At 51.3% G+C, this 22,648-nt stretch carries 13 protein-coding genes and 3 pseudogenes; 11 read left to right on the top strand and 5 right to left on the bottom strand.

Translation table 11 applies throughout. The features are described from left to right. Positions 1 to 7 precede the first annotated feature (7 nt). The gene (locus ACFOTD_RS19785; RefSeq protein ID WP_378121669.1) at positions 8 to 4,678 is read right to left on the bottom strand and encodes an RHS repeat domain-containing protein; all 4,671 of its coding nucleotides are present in this window, start codon (positions 4,676 to 4,678) and stop codon (positions 8 to 10) included. Between the two features lie 68 nt (positions 4,679 to 4,746). Continuing rightward, positions 4,747 to 6,228, bottom strand: coding sequence for a DNRLRE domain-containing protein (locus tag ACFOTD_RS19780; protein WP_378121668.1), 1,482 nt, complete (start codon positions 6,226 to 6,228; stop codon positions 4,747 to 4,749). A 358-nt stretch (positions 6,229 to 6,586) separates the two neighbouring features. Here ACFOTD_RS19780 and ACFOTD_RS19775 point away from each other — a divergent pair, with 358 nt between their 5' ends. Next, positions 6,587 to 6,940, top strand: coding sequence for a hypothetical protein (locus ACFOTD_RS19775; protein ID WP_378121667.1), 354 nt, complete (start codon positions 6,587 to 6,589; stop codon positions 6,938 to 6,940). 129 nt (positions 6,941 to 7,069) lie between these two features. Here ACFOTD_RS19775 and ACFOTD_RS19770 read toward each other — a convergent pair. Next, positions 7,070 to 7,296 (bottom strand): annotated as a pseudogene (locus tag ACFOTD_RS19770) (helix-turn-helix transcriptional regulator); the annotation flags it as partial. Between the two features lie 75 nt (positions 7,297 to 7,371). Here ACFOTD_RS19770 and ACFOTD_RS19765 point away from each other — a divergent pair. Beyond that, positions 7,372 to 8,322, top strand: coding sequence for an alpha/beta fold hydrolase (locus tag ACFOTD_RS19765; protein WP_378121666.1), 951 nt, complete (start codon positions 7,372 to 7,374; stop codon positions 8,320 to 8,322). A 132-nt stretch (positions 8,323 to 8,454) separates the two neighbouring features. Here ACFOTD_RS19765 and gntI read toward each other — a convergent pair whose 3' ends face one another. Next, a complete protein-coding gene (gntI, locus tag ACFOTD_RS19760) occupies positions 8,455 to 9,315 on the bottom strand; it encodes a guanitoxin biosynthesis pre-guanitoxin N-oxide kinase GntI (protein WP_378121665.1) in 861 nt (286 codons plus the stop codon). Between the two features lie 208 nt (positions 9,316 to 9,523). On the opposite strand from gntI, the gene ACFOTD_RS19755 reads away from it, so the two are divergent. Beyond that, on the top strand, positions 9,524 to 10,261 hold the full coding sequence (locus ACFOTD_RS19755; RefSeq protein ID WP_378121664.1) for an AraC family transcriptional regulator: 738 nt from the start codon (positions 9,524 to 9,526) through the stop codon (positions 10,259 to 10,261). 31 nt (positions 10,262 to 10,292) lie between these two features. On the opposite strand, the gene ACFOTD_RS19750 is transcribed toward ACFOTD_RS19755, so the two are convergent. Further along, entirely contained in the window at positions 10,293 to 10,853 is a 561-nt protein-coding gene (locus tag ACFOTD_RS19750) for a suppressor of fused domain protein (protein ID WP_378121663.1), read from the bottom strand. A gap of 815 nt (positions 10,854 to 11,668) precedes the next feature. Between ACFOTD_RS19750 and ACFOTD_RS19745 the strand changes: the two genes are divergently transcribed. The 8 genes and pseudogenes from ACFOTD_RS19745 (at position 11,669) to ACFOTD_RS19710 (ending at position 22,468) form a co-directional block, all read left to right on the top strand. Next, positions 11,669 to 14,218, top strand: coding sequence for a winged helix-turn-helix domain-containing protein (locus ACFOTD_RS19745; RefSeq protein WP_378121662.1), 2,550 nt, complete (start codon positions 11,669 to 11,671; stop codon positions 14,216 to 14,218). A 119-nt stretch (positions 14,219 to 14,337) separates the two neighbouring features. After that, positions 14,338 to 14,838: pseudogene (locus tag ACFOTD_RS19740) on the top strand (hypothetical protein); the annotation flags it as partial. Positions 14,839 to 15,171: 333 nt separating this feature from the next. Then, positions 15,172 to 17,331 carry an S-layer homology domain-containing protein gene (locus tag ACFOTD_RS19735; protein WP_378121776.1) on the top strand — a complete coding sequence of 720 codons (2,160 nt, stop codon included), beginning with the start codon at positions 15,172 to 15,174 and terminating at the stop codon, positions 17,329 to 17,331. 345 nt (positions 17,332 to 17,676) lie between these two features. Further along, on the top strand, positions 17,677 to 17,898 hold the full coding sequence (locus ACFOTD_RS19730; protein ID WP_378121661.1) for a hypothetical protein: 222 nt from the start codon (positions 17,677 to 17,679) through the stop codon (positions 17,896 to 17,898). Between the two features lie 15 nt (positions 17,899 to 17,913). Beyond that, positions 17,914 to 18,447: pseudogene (locus ACFOTD_RS19725) on the top strand (pirin family protein); the annotation flags it as partial. 107 nt (positions 18,448 to 18,554) lie between these two features. Further along, positions 18,555 to 18,779 carry a (4Fe-4S)-binding protein gene (locus ACFOTD_RS19720; protein WP_378121660.1) on the top strand — a complete coding sequence of 75 codons (225 nt, stop codon included), beginning with the start codon at positions 18,555 to 18,557 and terminating at the stop codon, positions 18,777 to 18,779. A gap of 5 nt (positions 18,780 to 18,784) precedes the next feature. After that, positions 18,785 to 19,093 carry a GNAT family N-acetyltransferase gene (locus tag ACFOTD_RS19715; RefSeq protein ID WP_378121659.1) on the top strand — a complete coding sequence of 103 codons (309 nt, stop codon included), beginning with the start codon at positions 18,785 to 18,787 and terminating at the stop codon, positions 19,091 to 19,093. A gap of 321 nt (positions 19,094 to 19,414) precedes the next feature. Further along, positions 19,415 to 22,468 carry an amidase family protein gene (locus tag ACFOTD_RS19710; RefSeq protein ID WP_378121658.1) on the top strand — a complete coding sequence of 1,018 codons (3,054 nt, stop codon included), beginning with the start codon at positions 19,415 to 19,417 and terminating at the stop codon, positions 22,466 to 22,468. Positions 22,469 to 22,648: the final 180 nt, after the last annotated feature.

Genomic DNA, 22,648 nt, shown 5'->3' with positions numbered 1-22,648 from the left:
AATCCTCCTACCTATACCATGGAATATTTGTTGGATTTTTTACATACTGGGCTCTCAAATTAAGCAATGATTCCGCTACTAAACCTCGTGCTTCTTTCCTTGTTGCTCCACCTGCTTCTAATGCTTCAACAGCGATACGCGAATGCTCTCTCATGGTATTTGGTCTTCCACTAGTATTCAACTCCTTAAATAATTCTCTCTGTTTGTTAGTCATTTTTTGATGGTTCCAATTCATATTATCCATAAAAGAATCACTTATTGAAAATCCGGTATTTGAATCGTAGTTCACATTGTTTTTAAAACCCGCCTTTGCATGTATATGATGTCCCTTAGCATACCTATACTCTCCCTTAATAACTTTAGTTGCATCCATGGTTAATGTGTCAGATAATGACTCGACTAAATCGCCCTTGAATTGTTCGAGTTCTATTGCATCTTGAATTTGTTGGTTAACAGCATCCGCCATCTCCATCAAATTCCGATCTCGTGCTGACTCTGCTTGAGCATGTGCGAATTCCCATCCCGACTTGTTGCCCTTTGCTTTTTGTCGTTTGTATACGCCGGTCCATACGAGCACTTCCTCCAAATTGCTTGTAGATAATGTATCCCAGTCGTCTAATTGAATATGACCGCTTGGATCAATATATCTAAGTGGGTTACTACTCACGTATACATACGGATTCAAGCTCTGCGGGCTATTCACCCGACCCTCGTACGTATCCTCCGAAATAAACCGTCCGAGTCCTGGATCGTACCAGCGTGCACGCAGGTACTGCAGCGTCGTCAATTCATCCCAATACTCGCCGGCGTAGCCGAACGGGTTGTCAATGGTCTCGTTGGCGACGAGCGGATTACCCCAGATGTCGTAGCTGTATTCGTTCAGCAGCGTACCATTCGCTTGGCGCAGGGCAGTAACATCGCCATGGCCGTTGTGCAGGTAGTAAGCTTTATTACCCGCAGCATCCTCACGGTACAGCAGCTGAGCGCCGCGCACGTAGCGCGCTTTAAACGTAACTGTGCTGCCGGAGACCGTACCTTCAGCAATGATGTTCGCACCTTCGTAGTAGTAGCGGGTCGTCGTGCTCACGCCGCCCACAGTCTGGGTGCGCTCGGTCATCAGGCCGTCACCGTTGTACTTGTAGCTGACAGTGTCGCCATTGCGCGTAACTGTGCTGAGCTGTTCGGCATCGTCGTAGGTGTAGGCGATCGTGTCGGTGGTCGGGTTCTGGGTACTCGACTCCAGCGTCAGACGATTGCCCTTGGCGTCGTATGTGTAGGTCTCGCTGCCTTCAGAGTTGGTCAAAATCTGATTCAGGCCATCGTACGTAAATGTGCCGGTCGTTGTGCCGTCGTCGCGGGTGAGGATGTTGCCGTTGTTGTCGTAGCTGTAGTCGTAATCCTGGCTGAACCCTGTGCCGGATTGCGCAAGCTTCGTCAGACGGCCATAACCGTCGTGCGTGTACGTCTCAAGCAGGCTGCCGCCCGCCAGCTTCAGCTGGTACAACTGCGAAGACTTTTTGTAGCTCGGGTCGGTCGTCGCCAGATTGTCGCGGTATACGTACTCACCCTGCGTGGCACCGTCTACGGTTACCTTTTTAAGCTGATCGTCCTGGTTGTACTCGTAGTTGATGACTTTACCGAACGGATCGGTGATGGAGCTTACTTGGCCGTTGTCGTAGTAGGCGTATTGAATAAACTTGCCGTCCGGATAGATAACTTTCTCCAGCTGATTGTCCAATCGGTAAAAATATTGCGTTGTCCCTGTCTCGTCGGTCATCGTCTTGCGCAGGCCATTCTTGTAGTAGGTGTAGCTGCCGTTCTCTGCGCCGCTTGCCCAGCCCTTCAGGCGATTGAGCTCGTCGTACGTATTGGTGACGTTGGTCCCTTTGCGCGTGATGCCGCCGGTCAGGTTGTTGTTGTCGTCATAGGTGTACGTCTCGGTGCCTTGAACGGAGTCTTTCTTGGACAAACGACGTCCCAGCTCATCGTAGTTATAGACAATGGACGACAAGTCCGGAAACACTTTTTCGGTCAAGCTGCCCAGCTGATTGTACTTGTAGGAGGTCGTTGTCGGTGTCGTGGGATCGGCAGCCTGCGTCACGCCGCCCAACAGATGGCGTCCGTTTGCCTTGAAGCTGCTGATGCCGCCCATCGCGTCGGTTGTCTGGGATTTGAACGGGTCGCCGCCGATTTCATACGAAGTGCTGGTCGTCAGCGGGCTTGTGCCGATGTCGCCTTGAATTTGCGTGCCGGTCGTACGGCCGATCGCATCAGTCGTCTGCGTCACGGCAGCGCCATAATCGCTGGTCGTCGTCGATTGATGCAGCAGGTCGTTAAAGGCCTGGCCCAGGATGCGACCCTCACCCGACGTCGTAGACACTTGGCGTCCCGCAGCATCGTAGCTATAGTCGGTGCGGTGCCCGGCACCATCCACACTATAGGCCAATTCGCCAAGCTCATTGTAATAGTTGGTCAGCAAGTCGTAGAACACGCGAGAGTTGTTGTTATTGAATTTTTCCATCTGGACCTTGTACAAGCGGCCCAGACCGTCATAAATCTCGGTCGTCTTCTTGCCTTCCTCGTCGGTCGAGACGAGCGTCGCTTGCTGCTGGTTCGTGTTGTAGGAGAAATCGTAGGTGCGCGTTCCTGCAGCCGTTTCTCCCGTAACCTTTTTGTTCGTAATCTGCGTCAGACGGCCGACAGGGTCGTAGGCATAGGATTCTTCGCTGCCCGCAGGCGCACCGGCGGCAACGGCGTTGCCGTCATAATGCTTGGTCACACGTCCGGTCGGGAGGTCGTAGACGTAGCGTTCCTCCAGCGTCTTCGTGCCGGTGCTGCTCGTTACATACTGTTTGATGCTGGTCGGGTATGCATTTTTGTACGCTGAGTCGTAGGCGATATCCGTGCGCTGGCTCTTGCCTGCCTCGAGCGCCTGCGTCACGCGGGTGACATTGCCGTAGCTGTCGTACAAATAGCTCCACTGAAGGCTGGCCGATTGGCCGTTGTCGTCCGTGTAGTTTTGCGTCGTCGCGTTGATCTGCGGCTTGGCGCTGTCGATCGTATGGACGACGTCATCCGTCAGGATGCCGGAGACCGTCGTCTGCTCGCGCTTGGCGAGTCCTCGGTATTGCGTGTCGTACGTGTAAGTGCTGACATGGCCGACCGCATTGGTCGCGGTGAGTACATTGCCATAGACATCATAGGTAAAGGAGTTCGTCTCCGTGCCCGATGCAGCCGGTGTCTGCGTATAATCATGGCTGGTTGCCGTGATCGTCGTCGGCAATTTTTTGGCGGTATCGTAAGTGTAGCCAGTCTCGCTTCTGTACTCGCCGGTTTTTTCCGCAATCACGCTCGTGACCAGGTGCTGGCCGTTTAGGTTCGTCGTGAGTGAGATTTTCTCGACGCGCGGAATGTGCGATGCTGCGTTCGGATTGCTGATGACCGTGCGCTTGGTTGCGTAGCTCGTTTGCGCCGGATTGGTGAAATCTGCGTTATTCGTGTAGTCAAAGGTCGTGTAGTTGTACTTGGTATCCTTGATCTGGTCGTAACGGGCGGCTACGCGATAGTAACCGATATAACCCTTGTCGCCCAGACGCTTGGTTACCAGGTTGTCCGTGTATACATAGTTCGTGGAGGAGCCGGTTGGATACGTAATCCGCTCCAGATCGGAGTAGAGCGTGTCCGTACCGTTCGGACCCGAGGTGGAATCATAGTCGAAGTAAACTTCGCCTTTGTCGTACGCGTAGGATGTCTTCTCGCTGAGTTCGTTCTCGACAGTGGAGAGGTTGCGTTTTTTGCCTTCGTTGCTGATCAGCGTTTTTCCATAGACAAATTGCTTGCCCGGCGCGTACGTAATCGTTACCGAGTTCGTCGTATAGGCAAACGTGATCTCCCGGTTATGCGTGTCGATAATTTTACTGATAAGAGGAGATGGCGTGCCTTCAAGAATCGGCTGGTTGGCGTACTGCACGAGGATGACGTTGGCATACGCATCCTTGGTGCCGATCCAGTTGCCTGCGCTGTTGAAGTAAACGCTCGTGCCGAGCGTGTCCGTCATCTTGTAAGCGGCCGTGGCGGATACCGATGTGCCGGATGCATTATTGGTGGTAAGCGTTTCGGTCGACGGCGCAAAGGTCAGGTCCTGAAGCGGGCGATTGACGAAGCCATTACCGCCTGCAGCCACCTCGTAGACGGTGCCGTCGGACAGATGCGCGAGCAGCTTGGTGCCGCGGATTTCTACGGACGGAAAAGCGAAGGACCAGCCGACGCCCAGGTTGGACGTGCGCTCCTCGTAGGTCGTGGGTTCCTTCTGGTTGTCGTAGTCGAAGCCGGCGGACGAGCTCTGCGCGACGGCCTTCGGGCTCCAGACCAGCGCGGCGTTGCTCTGATAGATTCGGCTGACGGTGACGTCCAGTCCGTTGCGGCCAGGCAAGGTAAAGTCGGTGACGCCATACTTGAGCGCGCCGGACACATCGGAGATCTGCTCGCCTTCCGCAACGCCCGCGGACGGGGAGTTAGCAGCCATTTCATAGATGGATTTGGGCGTCTCTATGCCGTTTAGCGCGGCGGAATTGTCGACGGTGTCGCTGGCATACGCGCGCGGGGGAATCGGTACGACGGCCAAGCTGGCCACAAGCAGCAGATTGAGCATGAACGACAGGCGGTTTTTCTTCTTCACGCGTAGGTTCTCCTCACTTTTTCGATCATGATAGATTTGCTGGTTGGTACAGGCATAACGGCGGGCGTTTACTCGGTCGGCTCGGTCTCCACCGTCAATGCGGACGGATTCACAATCAGTTCCCGCCTTGTGAGATTGCCGTGAGCGTCGTACGTAAAGTGGATGCGGTCGCCGGTCGGGAGCATAATGTCCTGCAGCCGGTTTTGGGCGTCATAAACGTATTGGAACAATTGCAGCGAATTCAGGTTAAAAAGGGAATTCTTTTTCAGAAGGCTATCGGGCGTGTCATAACGAATATGCAGCTGCGGGCGAGCATTCAGGTCGGAGGCTTGCGAGGATGCAATCGTCAAAAGGTCCTCGCTGTTCGAGGAGAGCGCAAGACCATAATTGGCCTGGTCGCCGTTTACCCATTCAGAGGCGAGCGCCTTAAGCGGCAATTTGATCGGTTTTGCGCCGCTGACTGCAACACTGCCGTAGGCTGCGCCATTCTCATCCACGGCCGCCAGTGCTTCCGGTGCGTCGGCTCCCGACGGGTCTGCAGCGCTCCAAGCCGAGGTATGGCGAAGTACGGAAATTTGTGTCTGAGCTGCCGGGATGGCAGGGGTTGCCTGAACGGACAGATATGCCTCTTGCACCGTTACGTTTCCTTCGGGCAAGGCGGCCAAGTCAAACTGAAGGTGCGTGTAAATGTTGTTTTCCTCGACATGGCCTAACCGGAGCAGCGGAGCACCATAGGCATCCCTGTCGGCATAAACCGATCCCGCCACCGACAGCTCCTGAGTGGCAGTCGCGGTAGCATCCTCTTTGACCTGCGCCGAATGCTGGATCACGACAGGATACGTCAATCCGTCCAGGTTTGGTTTCAGATCGAGGTAGTCATGACCATTCGATTGTCGAAGCGATTGCTCGACCATGCGGGTCTGGCCTTCGGCATCCCGCAGCCAAGCCTCTGGCAGGCGAATATTGCCTGCGGTCAGGTCCGCCGATAGGCCGCCAGTCACTTCAAAGGCAAACGATGCAGGTGCATCGTTGGATTGCAGCGTTAGCGTTTCTTGTAACGCGTTATCGGTTAAAGTTAGAGTAGCTTCGGTAGCTGTCCATGGAGAAGCGTAGACGACGCGGCGATTCGCGGTGATGGAGCCGGAGGCAGCGGCAGCGTCTACCGGAAATAGAGCAAGAGAAGATTCGCCGAAGCCGATCTGATAGCCTTGGGCGTAATCGGCGGGTAGCTCAGCTTGATAGGGCGTACCGGCGCTATGATAGCCTGCGGCGCCCGCGGCGAGCAGCGACGGTTTGATTTCCTGCCATTTGCCGCTGGCATCGCGGTATTGGACTGGCTTGGCATACAGCACGGCTTCGTAGCTGCCGTCCGAGTAGAGATAGGTTTTGCTGGTCGCCGTCCGGTTGTCAGTCAATTCCTTGACGATGGTCGCGGGCTTAACCGGATTGACCGCACCTGTCTTGACGGCAGCGAACGACGACACGGGCAGCAGGGAAAGTCCCAGTGCCGTGAGCATAATGAGAGATCCTGTACGATAGCGCTTTGACATTTCCAGCGATTCCTCCGATTCTATGAATGTTGAATTAGACCTTTTGGCGCAGCAATCTCGATCCTCTCTACTCCTCTCTTCATAGATTGAGGCGATCATAGTTCAAAAGCAGTATGTAGAATGGTAAATATCGCCTATTCCTCTTAACCCATAATTCACCATATAAAACACTTTGGATGTAAAAAGTGTTTATTTGTTATTTGACAAGGAATAAAGTGAGTTTGCCTGACCGATGGTTGTTCGTGGAAATGTCTTGTGCTATTTTGGGGGTAATGAAGAAAGAGGCGTTAGAGGCTCCCATTCCAGATGAGCAGCCAACATTCGTTCTCATATAATGAGAAAAAAGGAGAAATGTAGCGTGGGCGTTTCTGTTTATTACACTTGTACGAGAAACCATAACCTTACCAGCAGTGAGGCGCAAGAGATAACGGCCATCATTGATAAATACAATGCGGGTTTTGAAATGAAGGATATTGGAGAAACATTTAGTGTTTATGACGATGATCAGGATCAACCAACAGTGATCTTTGCAGGTTCAACAAAGCTACCCTTTTCAGATAACTTTGAAGATACATTGCATGCGCTGTTTTATTGGTTGACCTGTTTGACGGATATTAGAAGAAGTATTTCTAACGGGGATTGGCATGTGCATCTGGATGATACGGACGCCATCTGGGATGAGGAAACGGGTTGGAAAATGCCAGAACATTAGTGCTCATATACCCAGCAAAGTAATGGAAGGATTCTATATAAGAATTTGTTGTTATCAGGAATAGTTCTCCACCATTTGCGTTAAATGATTTCAAAATTCTTCAACATAGGTTTCGGGCTCGACAATTTTTTGAATGGAACAATTTAGAGACAATGGACTAACCATTGCCTCTATTTTTTTATCGTTCTTTCAACTTCTTCAGTAAGAAGGATTTGTTCCAATCCGCCGAATGCAGTAGCCGCCTTTGACTCCATTGACAGCGTAGATCGGGATGTTCGATAAGCTCAACGTTTCCATTTCGCGAAGGATCGTTCATTTGAACCATGGAATAGTTGTGTAAATTCCTTTGTAGTGATTTTGGAAAGGTGACACTTTGATGTCACCTTTTGCTCATTATACTACATGTATCACACGAAGGAGGTTTTGATTCCATGTTTAAACCAACGGATTTCCCCAAGCCAAGCCTTATTTCAGTCAATGGTGTGGAACTCGAAGTTTTTGAAGCAGGCCGAGAAAACGCAGGAAAACCCATTGTGCTCTGCCACGGCTGGCCTGAACATGCTTTTTCCTGGCGCCATCAGGTGCCACCCCTTGTCGCAGCGGGATACCATGTCATCGTCCCGAACCAGCGGGGTTACGGCAACTCATCCCGCCCGGCCGAAGTCACGGCCTATGACATTAAACATTTGTCAGGCGATCTTGTCGCACTTCTCGATCACTATGGATACAAGGACGCCACCTTTGTCGGTCATGATTGGGGTGCAATGGTCGTTTGGGGACTGACCTTGCTGCATCCAAACCGCGTAAACAAGGTGATAAATCTGAGCTTGCCCTACCAGGAACGCGGGGAAAAACCCTGGATCGCGTTCTTGGAGGAAATACTCGGCGGCGACTACTATTTTGTTCACTTCAATCGACAGCCAGGTGTTGCGGACGCTGTATTGGATAAGAATACGTTTCGGTTTCTTCGCAACCTGTACCGCAAGAACGAGCCGCTCAGGGCACCTGAGCCAGGCATGGCGATGATCAATCTCGCCAATGCAGAAACACCGCTGGGTGATCCTTTGATGAGCGACAGCGAGCTGAATGTTTTCGTCTCCGCTTTTGAAACATCAGGGTTCACGGGAAGCATAAATTGGTACAGAAACCTTGACCGCAACTGGCGCCTATTGGCGGACGTGAATCCTGTCATCCAGCAACCCGCGCTCATGATCTATGGCGACCGGGATGCGATTCCGAAATCCGGAAATCTGGAAAAATTCGTGCCCAATGTGGAAGTGGTCAATCTGGATTGCGGTCATTGGATCCAGCAAGAAAAGCCTGAAGAAACAAATCAAGCGATTTTAAGATGGCTGGAACAAAAGGATGCCACCTATTCCTAAGAGCGTTTTAACGCTGAGTCTGCCCCACGGTTTGACTAGAGGGTAGGATGAGATTATTCTCTGAAAAGGCAAAAGGAGCTGCGCTGACAGCTCCTTTTGCTTTTTCGCCGTTAGACCTGTTGAGATCGTGTATCAGACCTCACGTACCAAAGCGCTTTCCATCCTTTGAAATAGATATTGGGCTAAATTTGAATAATCGAAGCCCGTCTGCGGAGCGGCGCTTAGCATGGTTGTAGCCCACATGGCATTCCAGAAGGAAACTACATAATCCATATCCTGAAGCGCCTGAAGGAGTTCGGGGGATGAATAGCCGAAGTAAGCGTGTAAGAGCTGCGTCTGCTTTTCGTGCCCCATCGATTGGCTAATACAGGCAAGATCGTAGAGGACATCTCCCATTCCGGCGAACTCCCAGTCGAGGAGCCGAAGCGATCCGTTATCCATAAAGTTATTAGCAAACGGATCGTTGTGGCACAGTCCGCGGCAGCTGTCCGAGACGGCCTCCCTCATGGCACGTATTTGCTGAAGCCGTTCCATCATTTTGTCCAGCGATGCAGGCAACTGCTGACCGCGTTTGGTTGCTTTTTGAATCCATCTCTCAATGTCCCGATAAGGCGAAAATTCGAAATCGATCTCGGCAGCAGTGTGTGCCTGCTTAAGCAGTGCGCCTACACGTTCAACATGATCGGCCAAATCGTCGGACGCCCATGTGCGACCTTCGATAAATCGGGTAATCATGTACCCCTGCTCGACGTCAAAATACAAAAGCTCTGGAGTAATCCCCAAGTCGCTAATGGCTTCTAAAGCCGCCAACTCTGCTTGCCGGTTGATCCCCAACGCTTCGGACCGCTCACCGTTCATGCGAATCACGACTTTCTCCCTACCATTCGATATGACATAGTTTCGGTTCGTCAATCCGCTCTCTTGAAATTCCATTTCCAGCTCCGCGGGATTCCACCCCAGCTTTTCTGCTGCCAATTCGCGTACGGATTCCACCGGTATTCCTCCTACTGGCATCTTTAATTCATATTTATTGTACAAATATTGAAGCGTTGCAAGGATACACAATACTGACAAAGAAATATATAAAATTAACCTGAAAGGCGGCATGAGATTGAAGGAGCACGAGAGCATTCTCATTAAAAATTATATGGCCAACCTGCAGGTCCATGTGAGCTTGTCGGGCCGCACGCGGGTCACGAATATGTGGAGGGACATCGATTATGTCCCCGAGTACAGCAAGCTGTATTATATTTTGGACGGTGAGGGCTGGCTTAAGATTGGAGACAAGGAATACTATCCGAATCCGGGACAGTTATTTTTAATGCCTCAAGGGGTTCGCCAATCGTATGCTGTCATTAGCGAACATTCGTTTACCAAGATGTGGTGTCACTTTACGGCGAAGACCGGGGGCATCAGCTTGTTTGACTTGATCCAGACCCCTTACTTTATCGATGTGAAAGACGCTTTGCTCATAGCGGATTTATTCACGGAGCTGCATTATAGCGCAAGCAGTCCGGAGCCTTTGGCCCCGTTGACCGTACAGTCCTGTCTTTTGCGTTTGCTCTCTTACTTCCTTCGACATGCATCTTCGGATCATCTTGTGCTGTCAAAACCGGATAGATCGATGAGACTGCATGACGTGCTGGCTTATATCGAAAATCACTATGCTGCCCCGATTGCCGTTAACGATCTGGCACGTATCGCGCATCTGCATCCCAACTATTTCATTCGCTTATTCCGCAAGAGCTTCGGAGCCTCGCCGATGCAGTACATCAACAACAAGCGAATTGAGGAAGCAAAAAAGCTCTTGTTGAGCACCGATTTGACCTTAAAGGAAATTAGCCAAAAAACGGGCATGACGGAGCCGTACTACCTTTCCAGAGTATTCAAGGAACATACGGGATTCTCGCCTTCCGCGTATAAGCAGCTTTTTAAATAATGAGCGCGCACGACTCCGGCAAACTTATGATTTATACCATGCTACCTCTATAGGGATCTAAATAGTTAAATGCATTTTCATCGAATTTCTCTTCTAAAGATTGAAGTCCGAATTTCTTCTTGTAGTCTACTTCTTTTTTAGTAACGGGGATGAGCCATAAGAATCTGGTTTGATAAGCGCTATGTTGCAGCCATTCTAACGAAGGTCCGTCTAGATAGGGCAGCGAAATGAGACCGTATTCGCATGTTGATTGCGGCCACCAAGGCACGCCAAGGTTTACTGTGTCACCTAAATTGAGTTTAGCTTCGGTATGATGGTAATGTGCGATGACCGTAAGAAGTTCAATAAGAGAATCCTGTTCTTGAGGCGCAAAAACGTGGATTTCGATAGGATGCTCCTCTTGTGGCTGAGAAAAACCAACTGTTGCGTAGGTCCACATGCTCCTTGAAGGCGTTGGAGGAAACTTTAACACCTTGAAGCCTGGCGGCAATTCATCATAGGGACCCTTCAATAATTGATGGCTGCTAAAAGCGTTATTCCATACTTGTAGATAATGATCTTGTACGGCTTTGTTATAAATATTAAAATCCATATTTATCCCCCCCTCCCTCATTGTACTGTGGCTATCGAAATCTGTTTGTTGGTAATCTGCATAAAGTTAGTCATGCTGCCCTTTATAGATATTATAATGGGAAAACTGCCCTTTGGAATGCTGTTACAGAACGTTGGCTTACAAATACGATGCCCTGCGTGCCCTCGGGGCCGAGCCGGTCATCTATGGCGACAGCATAGTAGACCGGCTCCGCGCCCCGGCTCCGCGCCCCGGCTCCGCGCCCCGGCTCCGCGCCCCGGCTCCGCGCCCCGGCTCCGCGCCCCGGCTCCCGCCGGCATCACTGCGGCGATCGACCTATACGGGACAGACCGATGCAGGCGGCACGAGAACTCGGCGTTCCGGACCAGCCCATCACCACTATCGCTGCACAGGTCGACGAGACTGCGCCGGCAAACGGTGCAAACGCCGCCTCTGGCGCAATAGAAGAGGTAGCTCGCCTAGTTGCGTGGGCCAGCTCCGTGTGCCCATCGCAGCCAGCTTTCCCATGGAGCAGATCCGCACGGCGGTCGAGCTTCAAGCCGGCCGGCACGTTGCACGGCAAGATCGTCATCGACATCTAGGCGTTGTTCCACGCCCTTGTCGTCGCTAGCTTGGCTGGTCAGGTCATCTGCCTGCGGCAGACGGGGGTGCAAGTTGAGCTGAACCCTACCATAAATAGAGCGAAAGAAACAGGAGTGTTATTGGCAAGCTGGCGTTTAAAATGCGCAGTACCCTACAGGAGAAGCAAAACATTTTGTCGAATTGTAGCCTATAGAATTGTAGCCTATAGTAACGTTAAATGCGGAGGACTCCCCATGATCGTGCGTACGAAGCTTTATATCCCCCATATGCGTCACGAGGTGGTGGCTAGACCGAGGCTGACTCGTAAGCTCAATGAGGGAATGCAAGTCAAACTGACGCATATCTCCGCGCAAGCCGGCTATGGCAAAACAACCGCGTTAGGCCAATGGGCGAAACCAGGCGACGCGCTTGTCGCCTGGCTTTCACTGGATGCGAGGGATAACGATTATATTCAATTTTGGAACGGCGTTACGGCTTCGATTCAGGAGGTAGTCCCAGGCTTTGGAGAGGAGATCCGCTCGTTCCTTGAAAAAGGGCTTGGGGCGTCCCGGGCGTATGCGGTGCCTTCGCTGCTGAACGATCTGGATCGGATAACGAACGAGCTTGCGGTCGTTCTTGATGACTATCATTTCATCGAGAGCGCTATGATTCATGATTCCTTGGCTTATCTGCTTGAACATCTGCCCTCCCACATTCATCTCTATATCGCGAGCCGCAACGAGTTGGCGATACCGACCGCCAGACTGATGGCCAAGGGCGAATTCAATCTCATCACGATGCAGGACATGCGCTTCCTGCCGGACGAAGGGCATGTCTTCTTCCGGAACATGACAGATTTAGGGTTAACTTCAGCGCAAGTGGCGGAGCTGCTTCACCAGACCGAGGGCTGGATTAGTGGGCTGGAGCTGGCGGCGATCTCTCTAAGGAACAGCGATAATATCGCTGAATCCATCCGTCAATTTAACGGGCGACAGCATCATATAGCGGATTATTTGCTGGAAGAAGTCTTCCGTCATCTATCGGAGGATATGCGATCCTTTCTCCTGGCAACGTCTATTCTAAGTCGAATGAATGATTCCCTATGTCAAGCTGTAACCGGGCGGCCGGATAGCGGGCGCTATCTGGAGAGATTAGAGCAGTTGAACTTGTTCATCATCCCCCTCGACGACCAGAGGAGCTGGTATCGTTATCATCATTTGTTCTCGGACTTTCTGCAGCGCATGGGGGCGAGGACGGATACGAACGACTGGGTGCAAGCGCATGGGAATGCAGCTTGCTGGTTGGAGCGCCATGGACTGGACGAGGATGCAATGGAGCATTACCTGGCAGGACATCACTATGCGGATGCCGTTCGATTAATCGAGAAGAATCTGGATGCGCTGGTGCAGTCCGAGAGTATTGCGTTTATCAGATGGATGAGGGCGATCCCGGCGTCTTTTTTTGCCGAGAAGCCCCTGGTCGAATTGTTCTATATCACGGTGCTATCGGGCATAGGGGATCATGAAGCGGCTTCTCTTCGGATCGGACAGGCCCGAGTTCGGTTCCAAGCGCTGAAGGATAAACTGAATGAGCCGGAATGGAAGCAAGCAATGGGCAATATTTACTTTTTCAGTGCGGTCGACGCTTTTCTGAAAAAGGACTTGGTTAGAACCTCCGAATACTTTGAGCAATGTGAGCACTATATGCCGGAGGGCAGCGTCTTTCAGACTATGTGGCGCTACCAATATGACGGCTATAACCCCTTTACGGATTTTTTGGCGCATATCAATGATCTCCATGCAGCCGATGTGTTCTTATCCCGGTGGGTCGACGCGTTGGGGAACAAGACGCAGTATCCGCTTGCGGGCACCTTCCTCGCGGCTTACAGCCGATTGCTGTACGAGTGGGATCGGCTGGAGGAGGCGGAGCGGTATGCCAATCTGGCGCTTGGACGGAGAGATGTCAGGCCCTACGTACGGATCTTCATTCAGGTCGCCGCCAGCGCTTCGTGGATTCAACAGGCCCTGGGCCGCCCGAACCGGGCGGCCGAGTTGCTGGAGGACTTGAAGTCGCAGCTTGACGCTCCCGAATATCGATTATTTATATTAAAGATCGAAGCCGAGCAAGCTTGTCTGGCGCTGCGTCAAGGCGCTGTCGACGAGGCGCTTGCATGGCTGCAAGGCTGCGGATTGTCCCATACGGACGAGGTCGCGCTGCTGCAGGTTCAAGCTTATATGGCATACGCCAAGGTGCTCTCAGCCGGCGGACAATGGGAGGAAGCGCTGGACCTATTGGACCGGCTGCATACGCTGCTGCGCAGAGAGGATCATCTCCGGGACCGAATCAAGGTGCTTATCCTGCAAGCCGTGACCCTGCAGCGCGCGAGCCGGGCGGCGGAGGCGCTGGCCAAGCTGGAGACCGTCCTCCGGCTGGCCGAGCCCGAAGGCTACATCCGGAGCTTCGTCGACGAGGGCGAGGAGATGGCGCTGCTGCTGTCCGCTTATGGGAAGACAAGGCCGGCGGTATCCGTTCGAGATCCGGCAGGAGATGTCCGGGTCTATGCCAACCGGCTGCTTCAAATGATGCAGTCCGCGCCGGAACCGATGAGAAGCGTGCTGACCGAGCAGGAAACGAAGGTCCTGCAGCTGATCGCGGACGGCCTGCCGAATAAGGAGATCGCCCTTCGCCTGAATATTACGGGGGAGACCGTCAAGACGCATATCAAAAGCGTGTACAGAAAGCTTGAGGTAAATAATCGCGTACGAGCACTTCAACGTGCGAGAGAATTAAGCATATTGGGTTGAGATTCATCTCTCCACACATCCCCCATACGGGGGATTTTTTTTTGGCTCATATCGCCTTATAGTAAGTCAAAGTGCCTAGATTCGACAAGAATTCATCAAGATAAAGAAGAGTGGAGTGAATGGAAATGCTTAAGAAGGGTTCGATCCTTTTATTACTGGCGTTGATGGTGTGGTCCTCATTTTCATTTGCGTCGCCGGCTTCGGCCGATACGGGTTCCATTGACACGAGCAAGATGTTTAAGTGTGCAGATGAGCTTGACTATTGCAAATTTCCGGGGACGCAGGTTGTCTATTTTGGCGCGAACGGAGCCTATAATTCTGCTACGTTTACCTCAGGTGTGGTATGTATGATCGATTATCTCCATGTCAGCGATCCCATCAATGGTGTAAAGAAAGCGTGTTACGTCGCCAAAGGGAATGTGGAGTATTACAGCACTGGCGCTGCAACCGGGAGTGCGCCAACCGATAGTAATTCATATGAAGTGGGGGCAACTGTTACGGTTCCGGACCAAGGGGAGCTGGAGAGACCGGGTTTTATCTTCGCGGGCTGGAATACAATGTGGGATGGAACGGGGACTCTCTATCCTGCAGGCACTACCTTCACGATGGGGAATGCCAACATTAGGTTGTATGACTGGTGGAAGTGGGGAGAGCCTGCAGCGTCCGTGTATAGTGGAACGGGAACAGCGAATGATCCGTTTCAGATTGCAACTCCCCTGCAATTAGATAAGCTCAGAAACTACTTCTTGGAGAGTGGCTTGTATTTCAAGCTCACGGCCGATCTGGACCTGAGCGATTATCAGTCAGGAGCAGGCTGGGAGCCCATTGGGGGAGAAAATACGCCATTTAGGGGGAATCTGGATGGCAATGGGCACAAGATCACAAACCTTTTTATTGATCGGTCAGCCGGTTTTACAGGGCTATTTGGCTTTATTAACAACGAAAATGCCAGCGTGACCAATCTGAAACTAGTGGATGTGAATATTAAAGGATCTAACTACGTTGGTGGTTTGGCAGGTTGGAATAGCGGATCGATGAGCAACATCTATGTTACGGGAAGTATAACAGGCGTTGTGAAAACAGGCGGTTTGGCAGGTGGAAATGGAGGAGCAATTACCAACAGTTATGTTGCAGGAAGTATAACAGGAAGCTATACTACCGGCGGCTTCGTAGGCGAAAATTATGGTCCGATTGACCAAAGCTATCATACGGGAAGTATAACAGGGATCGAAAGTGTCGGCGGCTTGGTCGGCGAAAATAACGCTCCAATCAGCAACAGCTATCATACGGGGAGTATAACAGGGACCAACAATGTCGGCGGCTTGATCGGTGATAATTATGCTCCGATTGACAAGAGCTATGCCGCGGGAAGTGTAACAGGAAGCAGTGCAGCAGGCGGTTTGGTCGGTAATAATTATGCTACGGTTAGCGATAGCTTCTATGACTCGGAAACAACGAACCAATCGGATACAGGTCAGGGCATTGGCTTATCGACTTTAGATATGAGGAAGCAAAGTACCTATGCGGGTTGGGATTTTACGAGCATATGGGGGATAAACGCGTCAGGCAATAACGCATATCCTTATCTGCGTGCGATACAAAAGTTTGTGACTTACGATGGTAACGGCAGCGATAGCGGGGTCACACCGGCAGATAGCAGCTCGTATGAGCAGGGTGTCACGGCATCGGTGTATGGCAACACAGGCAGCTTGGCCAAGACGGGCTACACGTTCGCGGGCTGGAATACGCAAGCGGACGGCAGCGGGACGGACTATGCCGCAGGCGCTGCTTTCACGATGGGAACGGCGGATGTGACGCTGTATGCGAAGTGGACGAAGAACCCCACGTATACCGTGAGCTATCAGGGAAACGGAGCAACGTCCGGAAGTGCGCCTGCCGATAGCGATTATGCGGAGGGTGTCACGGTGTCGGTAGACGGCAACACGGGTAACTTGGCGAGGACAGGCTACACGTTCGCGGGCTGGAACACGCAAGCGGACGGCAGCGGCACGGATTATGCCGCGGGCGCTTCGTTCACGATGGGGACGGCGGATGTGACGCTGTACGCCAAGTGGCTGACGGCGAATACATCCAGTGACAGCGACACGGGACCGACAGGGTCGACGGCTTCCGGCAATAACGTCGTCTCGTCGGATGGAACGCTCACGCTTCCCGTCGGCAAGTCAGGCGAGGTTAGCCTGGGGAACCGGGTCAAGATCGTAATCCCGGCGGATGCCTCCGGCAAAGCGCTGAGAATTACGATCCAACAAGTGACGGACACGCAGAATCTGCTTAAGAGCAATGACGTGCTGGCCACCCCGGTCTATGAAATTCTGAAAAGCTTTACGGAAAATTTCGAGAAGGAAATCACGCTGATCTTCACGTTTGAACCGCAAGTCTTAAAGGGAAACCAGATCCCTGCCGTATTCTTCTATGACGAAGCAAAGAAGACTTGGGTCAAGGTCGGAGGCACGGTGAATGGGAATACTATTACCGTCAAAGTGAATCACTTTACTAAATTTGTGGTATTCGGCGTAGACCAAGGAGCAGGCGCGACGGACGGTGCGACGCCGTCGATCGGCCTCAGCGACATCTCGGGACACTGGGCGGAGACGAATATCAAGCAAGCGGTCGGCATGCATATCGTCGGCGGCTATCCGGACGGGTCGTTCAAGCCGAATGCCGCGGTGACGCGCGCGGAATTCGCGGTCATGCTGATGAATGCGTTGAAGCCGCAGCAAGAGGGAGCGGCGCTCGCCTTCGCCGATCAGGAGCAGATCGGCGCCTGGGCGCAGCGAGCCGTCGCGCAAGCCGTGCAGGCCAGCATCATTCATGGGTACGAGGACGGCACCTTCCGTCCGAATGCGAAGATTACGCGTGCCGAGATGGCGGTCATGCTCTCGAGCGCGCTGGGACAGTCCGTCCAAGCGAAGACAACCGGCTTCGCGGATGACAAGGATATTCCGGCATGGGCCAAGGGAGCGGTCGCGGCGCTGAGCCAGCTGGGCATCATCGAAGGCAAGGGCGCGAACCGGTATGCGCCTGGGAACCCTGCAACGAGAGCAGAGGCCGTGACGGTGCTGCTGAACATGCTGGCGCAAGAGAGCAGATGAAAGAATTCGTTCACTTCGTAACCCGATCGTTTGCCGTTCGAGGGAAATCAGGAACGTCAAGATGATCCGGCGATAGTGGTCAGACATATCAAGGCACCCATCCGGGTGCCTTTTAATTTCTTTGGTTTTAGTCGCCGGCTACATGGCTTTGGTTGCCGCTTTCCGAGCTTCAGATGATACTGCCCCCTGCCCTCCTAACATCGGACTTGTCCATGCACGGCATCCATATGGAATAAACGAGTAATCGCCTTGGGTATGTTGACACCCTAATATCCTAGTATTAGGATAATACTATCCTTAACCTAGAGTAGATGTGATCGAGTAATGGAAAAGGAGGGGTTACAAATGGAGATTAAAATCATTAAACCGCAGGATCAAGCAAAAGGTGAGTTTGACGGCGGCAAAATAGTCGAACAGAAGCCGATTGGATTTTCTGGCGAGGGTGCCCTCATTAAGCGCGTTGGTCCCTTATTTTACTGGGCTTGGGCACAATCCACAGGCGAAGGCGGTATTGGTCTTCATCCTCATCAGGGTTTTGAGATATTAACCTACGTCATAAAAGGATGAGGCCGTCACAAGGATACGCTTGGTACTGACAACGTAGTCGGCGCTGGCGGTGTCCAGGTGATGCAGGCTGGCTCAGGTGTCTCCCATGCTGAATCTATCCTTGAACCCTACGAAGGGTTTCAAATTTGGTTCGAGCCGTATTTGACCGAAGCGCTCAAGACGACGCCGACCTACAACCATTACGAAGATGAGGTATTCCCGATCGCCGAGACGGAAGATGCCACGGTGAAAACGGTCATCGGCGGCGAAGCGCCGGTCGAGATTGTTACGGATGCCCGGATGTGGGACGTTACCGTGAAGCCGGGCCGTACGTTCGTTCAGCCTGTACGCGAAGACTACAGCTTGGCGGCGCTCGCCATCCGCGGCGACGGCGCAGTTGCCGATGCGGCGTCTAGCGCAGACGTTACGGCACTAAGACACAAAGACTTTGTCATTATCGAGCCGGAGCAAGCGACCGCAGCGAACTTTACGGCAACCGGTGACGCCGAGCTCCGTCTTATTCTGATCGAGGTAGCGGCACAGGTCAATTATCCTTTGCACCGAAAATAAGATCGATAGCTACGTAAACGCTGAAAGTATGGCGTATGTAAACGATACTGAGCCTGAATTTCTAATGTACCGTTTTCCTTTGAATATAATTTGGAGTGTGGTCATTAATGAACGATGAATTCAAGCGGTACGTAGGTAAGAATATCGAAGTTATATTCCACCCGGCAAAATGCACGCATTCGGCAAATTGCGTAAAAGGGTTACCGGGCGTGTTCAATATTAAGAAGAAGCCATGGGTCTATGCTGATGGAGAAACGGCTGAAAACATTGCAGCTCAAATCGATAAATGTCCTAGTGGCGCTTTGGAATATATAAGGAACGAAGCGAGATAGGATTATTGAAACAAAACCTAACGGGCTGGGGGAATATGATGTTTGAAATTAAAGAAGACACGAACGGTTTTTATGTAGGGGAACAAGATCAGAAAGAAGCAGAGATCCATTATGTTCCGGGAGGGAATCATACGATTATTGTAGACCACACGATTGTTTCCGATCGTCTTCGTGGTCAAGGTGTAGGACAGGCGTTAGTGAAGCGAATAGTCGAATTTGCTCGGGCACAAGGGATTAAGATTAAACCGCTATGTCCTTTTGCTAAAAGTCAATTTGACCGTCATCAAGATTATTCGGATGTATTATTGAAATAAAGTAGCGGCGTGAAAAGATATACAGCTAGGCTCATTAGATTGTTAATTGGAATAAAACCACGCGGAGTTATGATCTGCGTGGTTTTTCTTGTTAAATGGCGATTGTCTGGGATTCGACGTTACGAACAGAGCAAGGTGTGTTTTCATTGTTTTTATGTAATATCTATGGAATATATTAAAAATATATGTCATGAATAATAACAAATTTACACGCTATCTTCATATAATTTCAATAATAATGATGAATATTTAGAAGTTTGATTGACTACAAAAGATTATATTGTTATATTTTCTTACATACAGAGGAGGGAATACTACATAATGAATCAATTAAAACGTCTGCGTAAAGGTAAAAAGCAAGTAATAGCTGCTTCCATTGCGTTATCCGTTATCGCAACGGGCGTAATTCCGTTTCAATCGGCAGATGCCTTAACGCGAGTTACTTCGGAGAGTGGCACGGTGTGGGAGATTCACGATGCTTTTGCCCCTAGCTTGGACACGGGGAGCTTACGTACGGTCGGTGCTACGCAAGTACAAGGCTTCGGCAATATCTTTGTTAAAGTGTCATCGCCCTCAGCTTCGTTAATGAATGGTCAGATGATGCGCGGGTTTAACTTGTCCTATGACGGCGTTAATAAATTTGTTTCCACGCAATCCGTAAATCTAGGAAATATATTAATCACACGCGAGATTTACGTTGATACCAAAAATAACAGAACGAGATTTTTTGATACTTTCACTAACGTGAATAACGTGGCCGTAAAGGTTGATGTCTCTTTCGGCGGTTCATTAGGATATGGTACGACAACAAATGCCGCAGTCGTAAAGGCAACCTCTTCGCACGATCTCCAGGTCACGACGGACGATTCATGGGTTGTTGTAGACAGCAGCGCTAGAAACAATAAGCCGCTAGGGATTGCAGTCGGATCTCCTGATCCATTCGATAATGGATTAACCGGATTAGGCGACCAGCAAAAGGATCCATTCACGACGCCGTTAGCCGAGTCCGGCAACGAAGCGAATTTCTATGGATTCATTCATACCTTACATATGGAGCCGGGCGAGTCGAAGTCTCTCGTCAATTACGTACAAGTCGGAGAAGCCGGTGAAGAAGGATTAAATAACCTGGTTACTACGCTGGATGGGCTTAACGGTCAGCTGGATGTAACCGGATTAAGCAACGCGCAAATTCGTTCGATTAGCAACTGGGATATATCCGGCATCGAGGGACTTGATACGGGAGATCAGCTGGTTATTCCAAATGCGCCTGCCGCCAATCAATTTGTAACTTCATCCCCCTATGACGTTACCAATAAATCGATTGCAGACATGCAGCAGGATATGATCAATGGCAGGGCCACTTCCGTACAAATTACGCAAGCCTATCTGGATCGAATTAAGGCGTACGATATGGGTCAATTAGGATTTCATGCCTTCCTGCATGTATCCGAGACCGCACTTAACCAAGCGCAAGCGGCTGACATTGCCCGCGCACAAGGTGCGAAAGGCGATCTGCTAGGGATTCCGATTGCGATCAAAGATATTTACGATACGAAGGATATGCCGACGACAGGCGGCAGCAAAGCGCTCGAGGGCTGGCAGCCTGAATCCGATGCCTTCCAAGTCAATAAGCTGCGGGAGGCCGGAGCCGTCATTATCGGTAAGGTAAACACATCCGAGTTTGCCAATAGCGGCAGCTTTAGCGAGAGTGGCTGGCAGCAAACATGGAACGCGCTGTATCCATCCAAAACATCGTTTGGCTCGAGCGGCGGATCCGCAGTATCGGTTGCGGCTGATTTTGCGGCGGCGGCCATGGGATCGCAGACAGGGGTATCTCTCTATGCGCCGACTACAGGGGCTAGCCTGAAGAGCTTCCGCGGTACGGATGGGATGGCAAGTACGACGGGCGTAATTCCTCTCACTTGGGGACAAGATTATGCAGGTCCGATTGCTAAGACGGTAACGGATCTGGCGATTATGTTGAATGCGACGACGGGTACGGATCCACAGGATATTTTCACAGTGACTGCCGATGCAGATCACAAACGTCCAGCCGATTGGAAGGAATCGCTAGACGTGAATGCCCTGCAAGGAAAGAAAATCGGATATATTCCTGCATCCTTCGTATCCACCTATGCGGACGATGATACCGGACAAGCCGTCATGGATAAGTTCTCGCAGCTTCAAGCAGCCGGCGCGACCATGGTTGAGATGTCGGCATTACCGGCAGCGCCTACGCGTCCTTCGGGTATTAACGGATCTACGGAGGGTTGGGCACGTTATATTGAGCTCCATAAGGATTTCCCTTACATCGATGGCGCAAGCGTATTAGCTTCGGATAAGGTGCTTATCTATAATAAAAGAGATTATGCGGCACCTACCCGTATGACGGAACAGGCTGTACAAGACTACATTAAGTATCGAACGGACTACAAGGAAGTTATTAAAGGATGGATGGACGCGAACGGCGTCGATGCCGTCGTTTACGCAGGTTTTATTAGCGACGTATACAACAACGACGCAGCCGCCTCCCAATTAAGTTCCGACCGCGGCACGGGCGTATTAACGTCTAATGTCGGTCTGCCTACGGTCGTTGTTCCCGTAGGGACGAACGATAGCGGATATTCGATCTCTATGCAGCTTGTAGGCAGAGCATGGGATGACGCTAAGGTTCTGGGTATGGGCTATGCGCTTGAACAACAAACGAAAGCTAGATTGCTCTCATCGTTTGTACCGGCGCTTCAATACGTATCAAGCAATCCGGGTCCGATTGTCGATAATGGAACAACACCTCCAAGCAGCGGAGGGACTGAGACGCCTCCAGAAACGACGACACCTCCGGAAGAGCCGGAAGTCGTTCATTTCACGGATGTAACGACGCATTGGGCGAAAGCAAGCATTGACGTCCTTATTGCCAAGGGATTACTGACGGGCTACGCCGATGGCACATTCCGTCCAAATGCAGGATTGACGCGCGCCGAAGCCATTAAGGTCATTGCCGCTTACATGGGACTTGAAGGAAAAGAAAGCAGCTTTGCAGACGTATCTGCCACGCATTGGGCGAATAAGTTTATCGGCGCAACTGCCGAAGCGGGCTTGATGACCGGATACGGCGATGGAACATTCCGTCCGGATGAGAAGATGAGTCGCAGCGAGTTAGCGGCACTCATTGCCAGAGCCTTTAAGTTAACGGGAACCGGACAAACGTCATTCAAAGACGTTAAAGGAAATGCATGGTCGTACGAATATATTGACGCACTCGCATCCAACAAGATTATTACAGGCTACGAAGACAATTCGTTCAAGCCCGAACAAGGCATTACCAGAGCGGAGTTTGCGACAATCATTGCTAGATTGATAGAAACAAAGGAATAAGAGCGGCAAAAAAAGGGGCTGTCCCAAAAGGGTCATGAAAATGACCTGCGGGACAGTCCTGTTTTTGTAAAACAAAAAGAAACCGTTCTTTGGTAAAATGGAAGTGTCTAGCAACCATTTACGAAAGGAACGGTTTCTTTGTACATTCAATATAGCATGGATCAACTTTGTCTGCCAATG

Source organism: Cohnella sp. GCM10012308 (assembly GCF_042649185.1).
In the GTDB taxonomy this organism is placed as follows: Bacteria; Bacillota; Bacilli; order Paenibacillales; family Paenibacillaceae; genus Cohnella.
The sequence above is the reverse complement of the archived record's forward strand: the minus strand, read 5'-3'. Positions and strand labels throughout refer to the sequence as shown.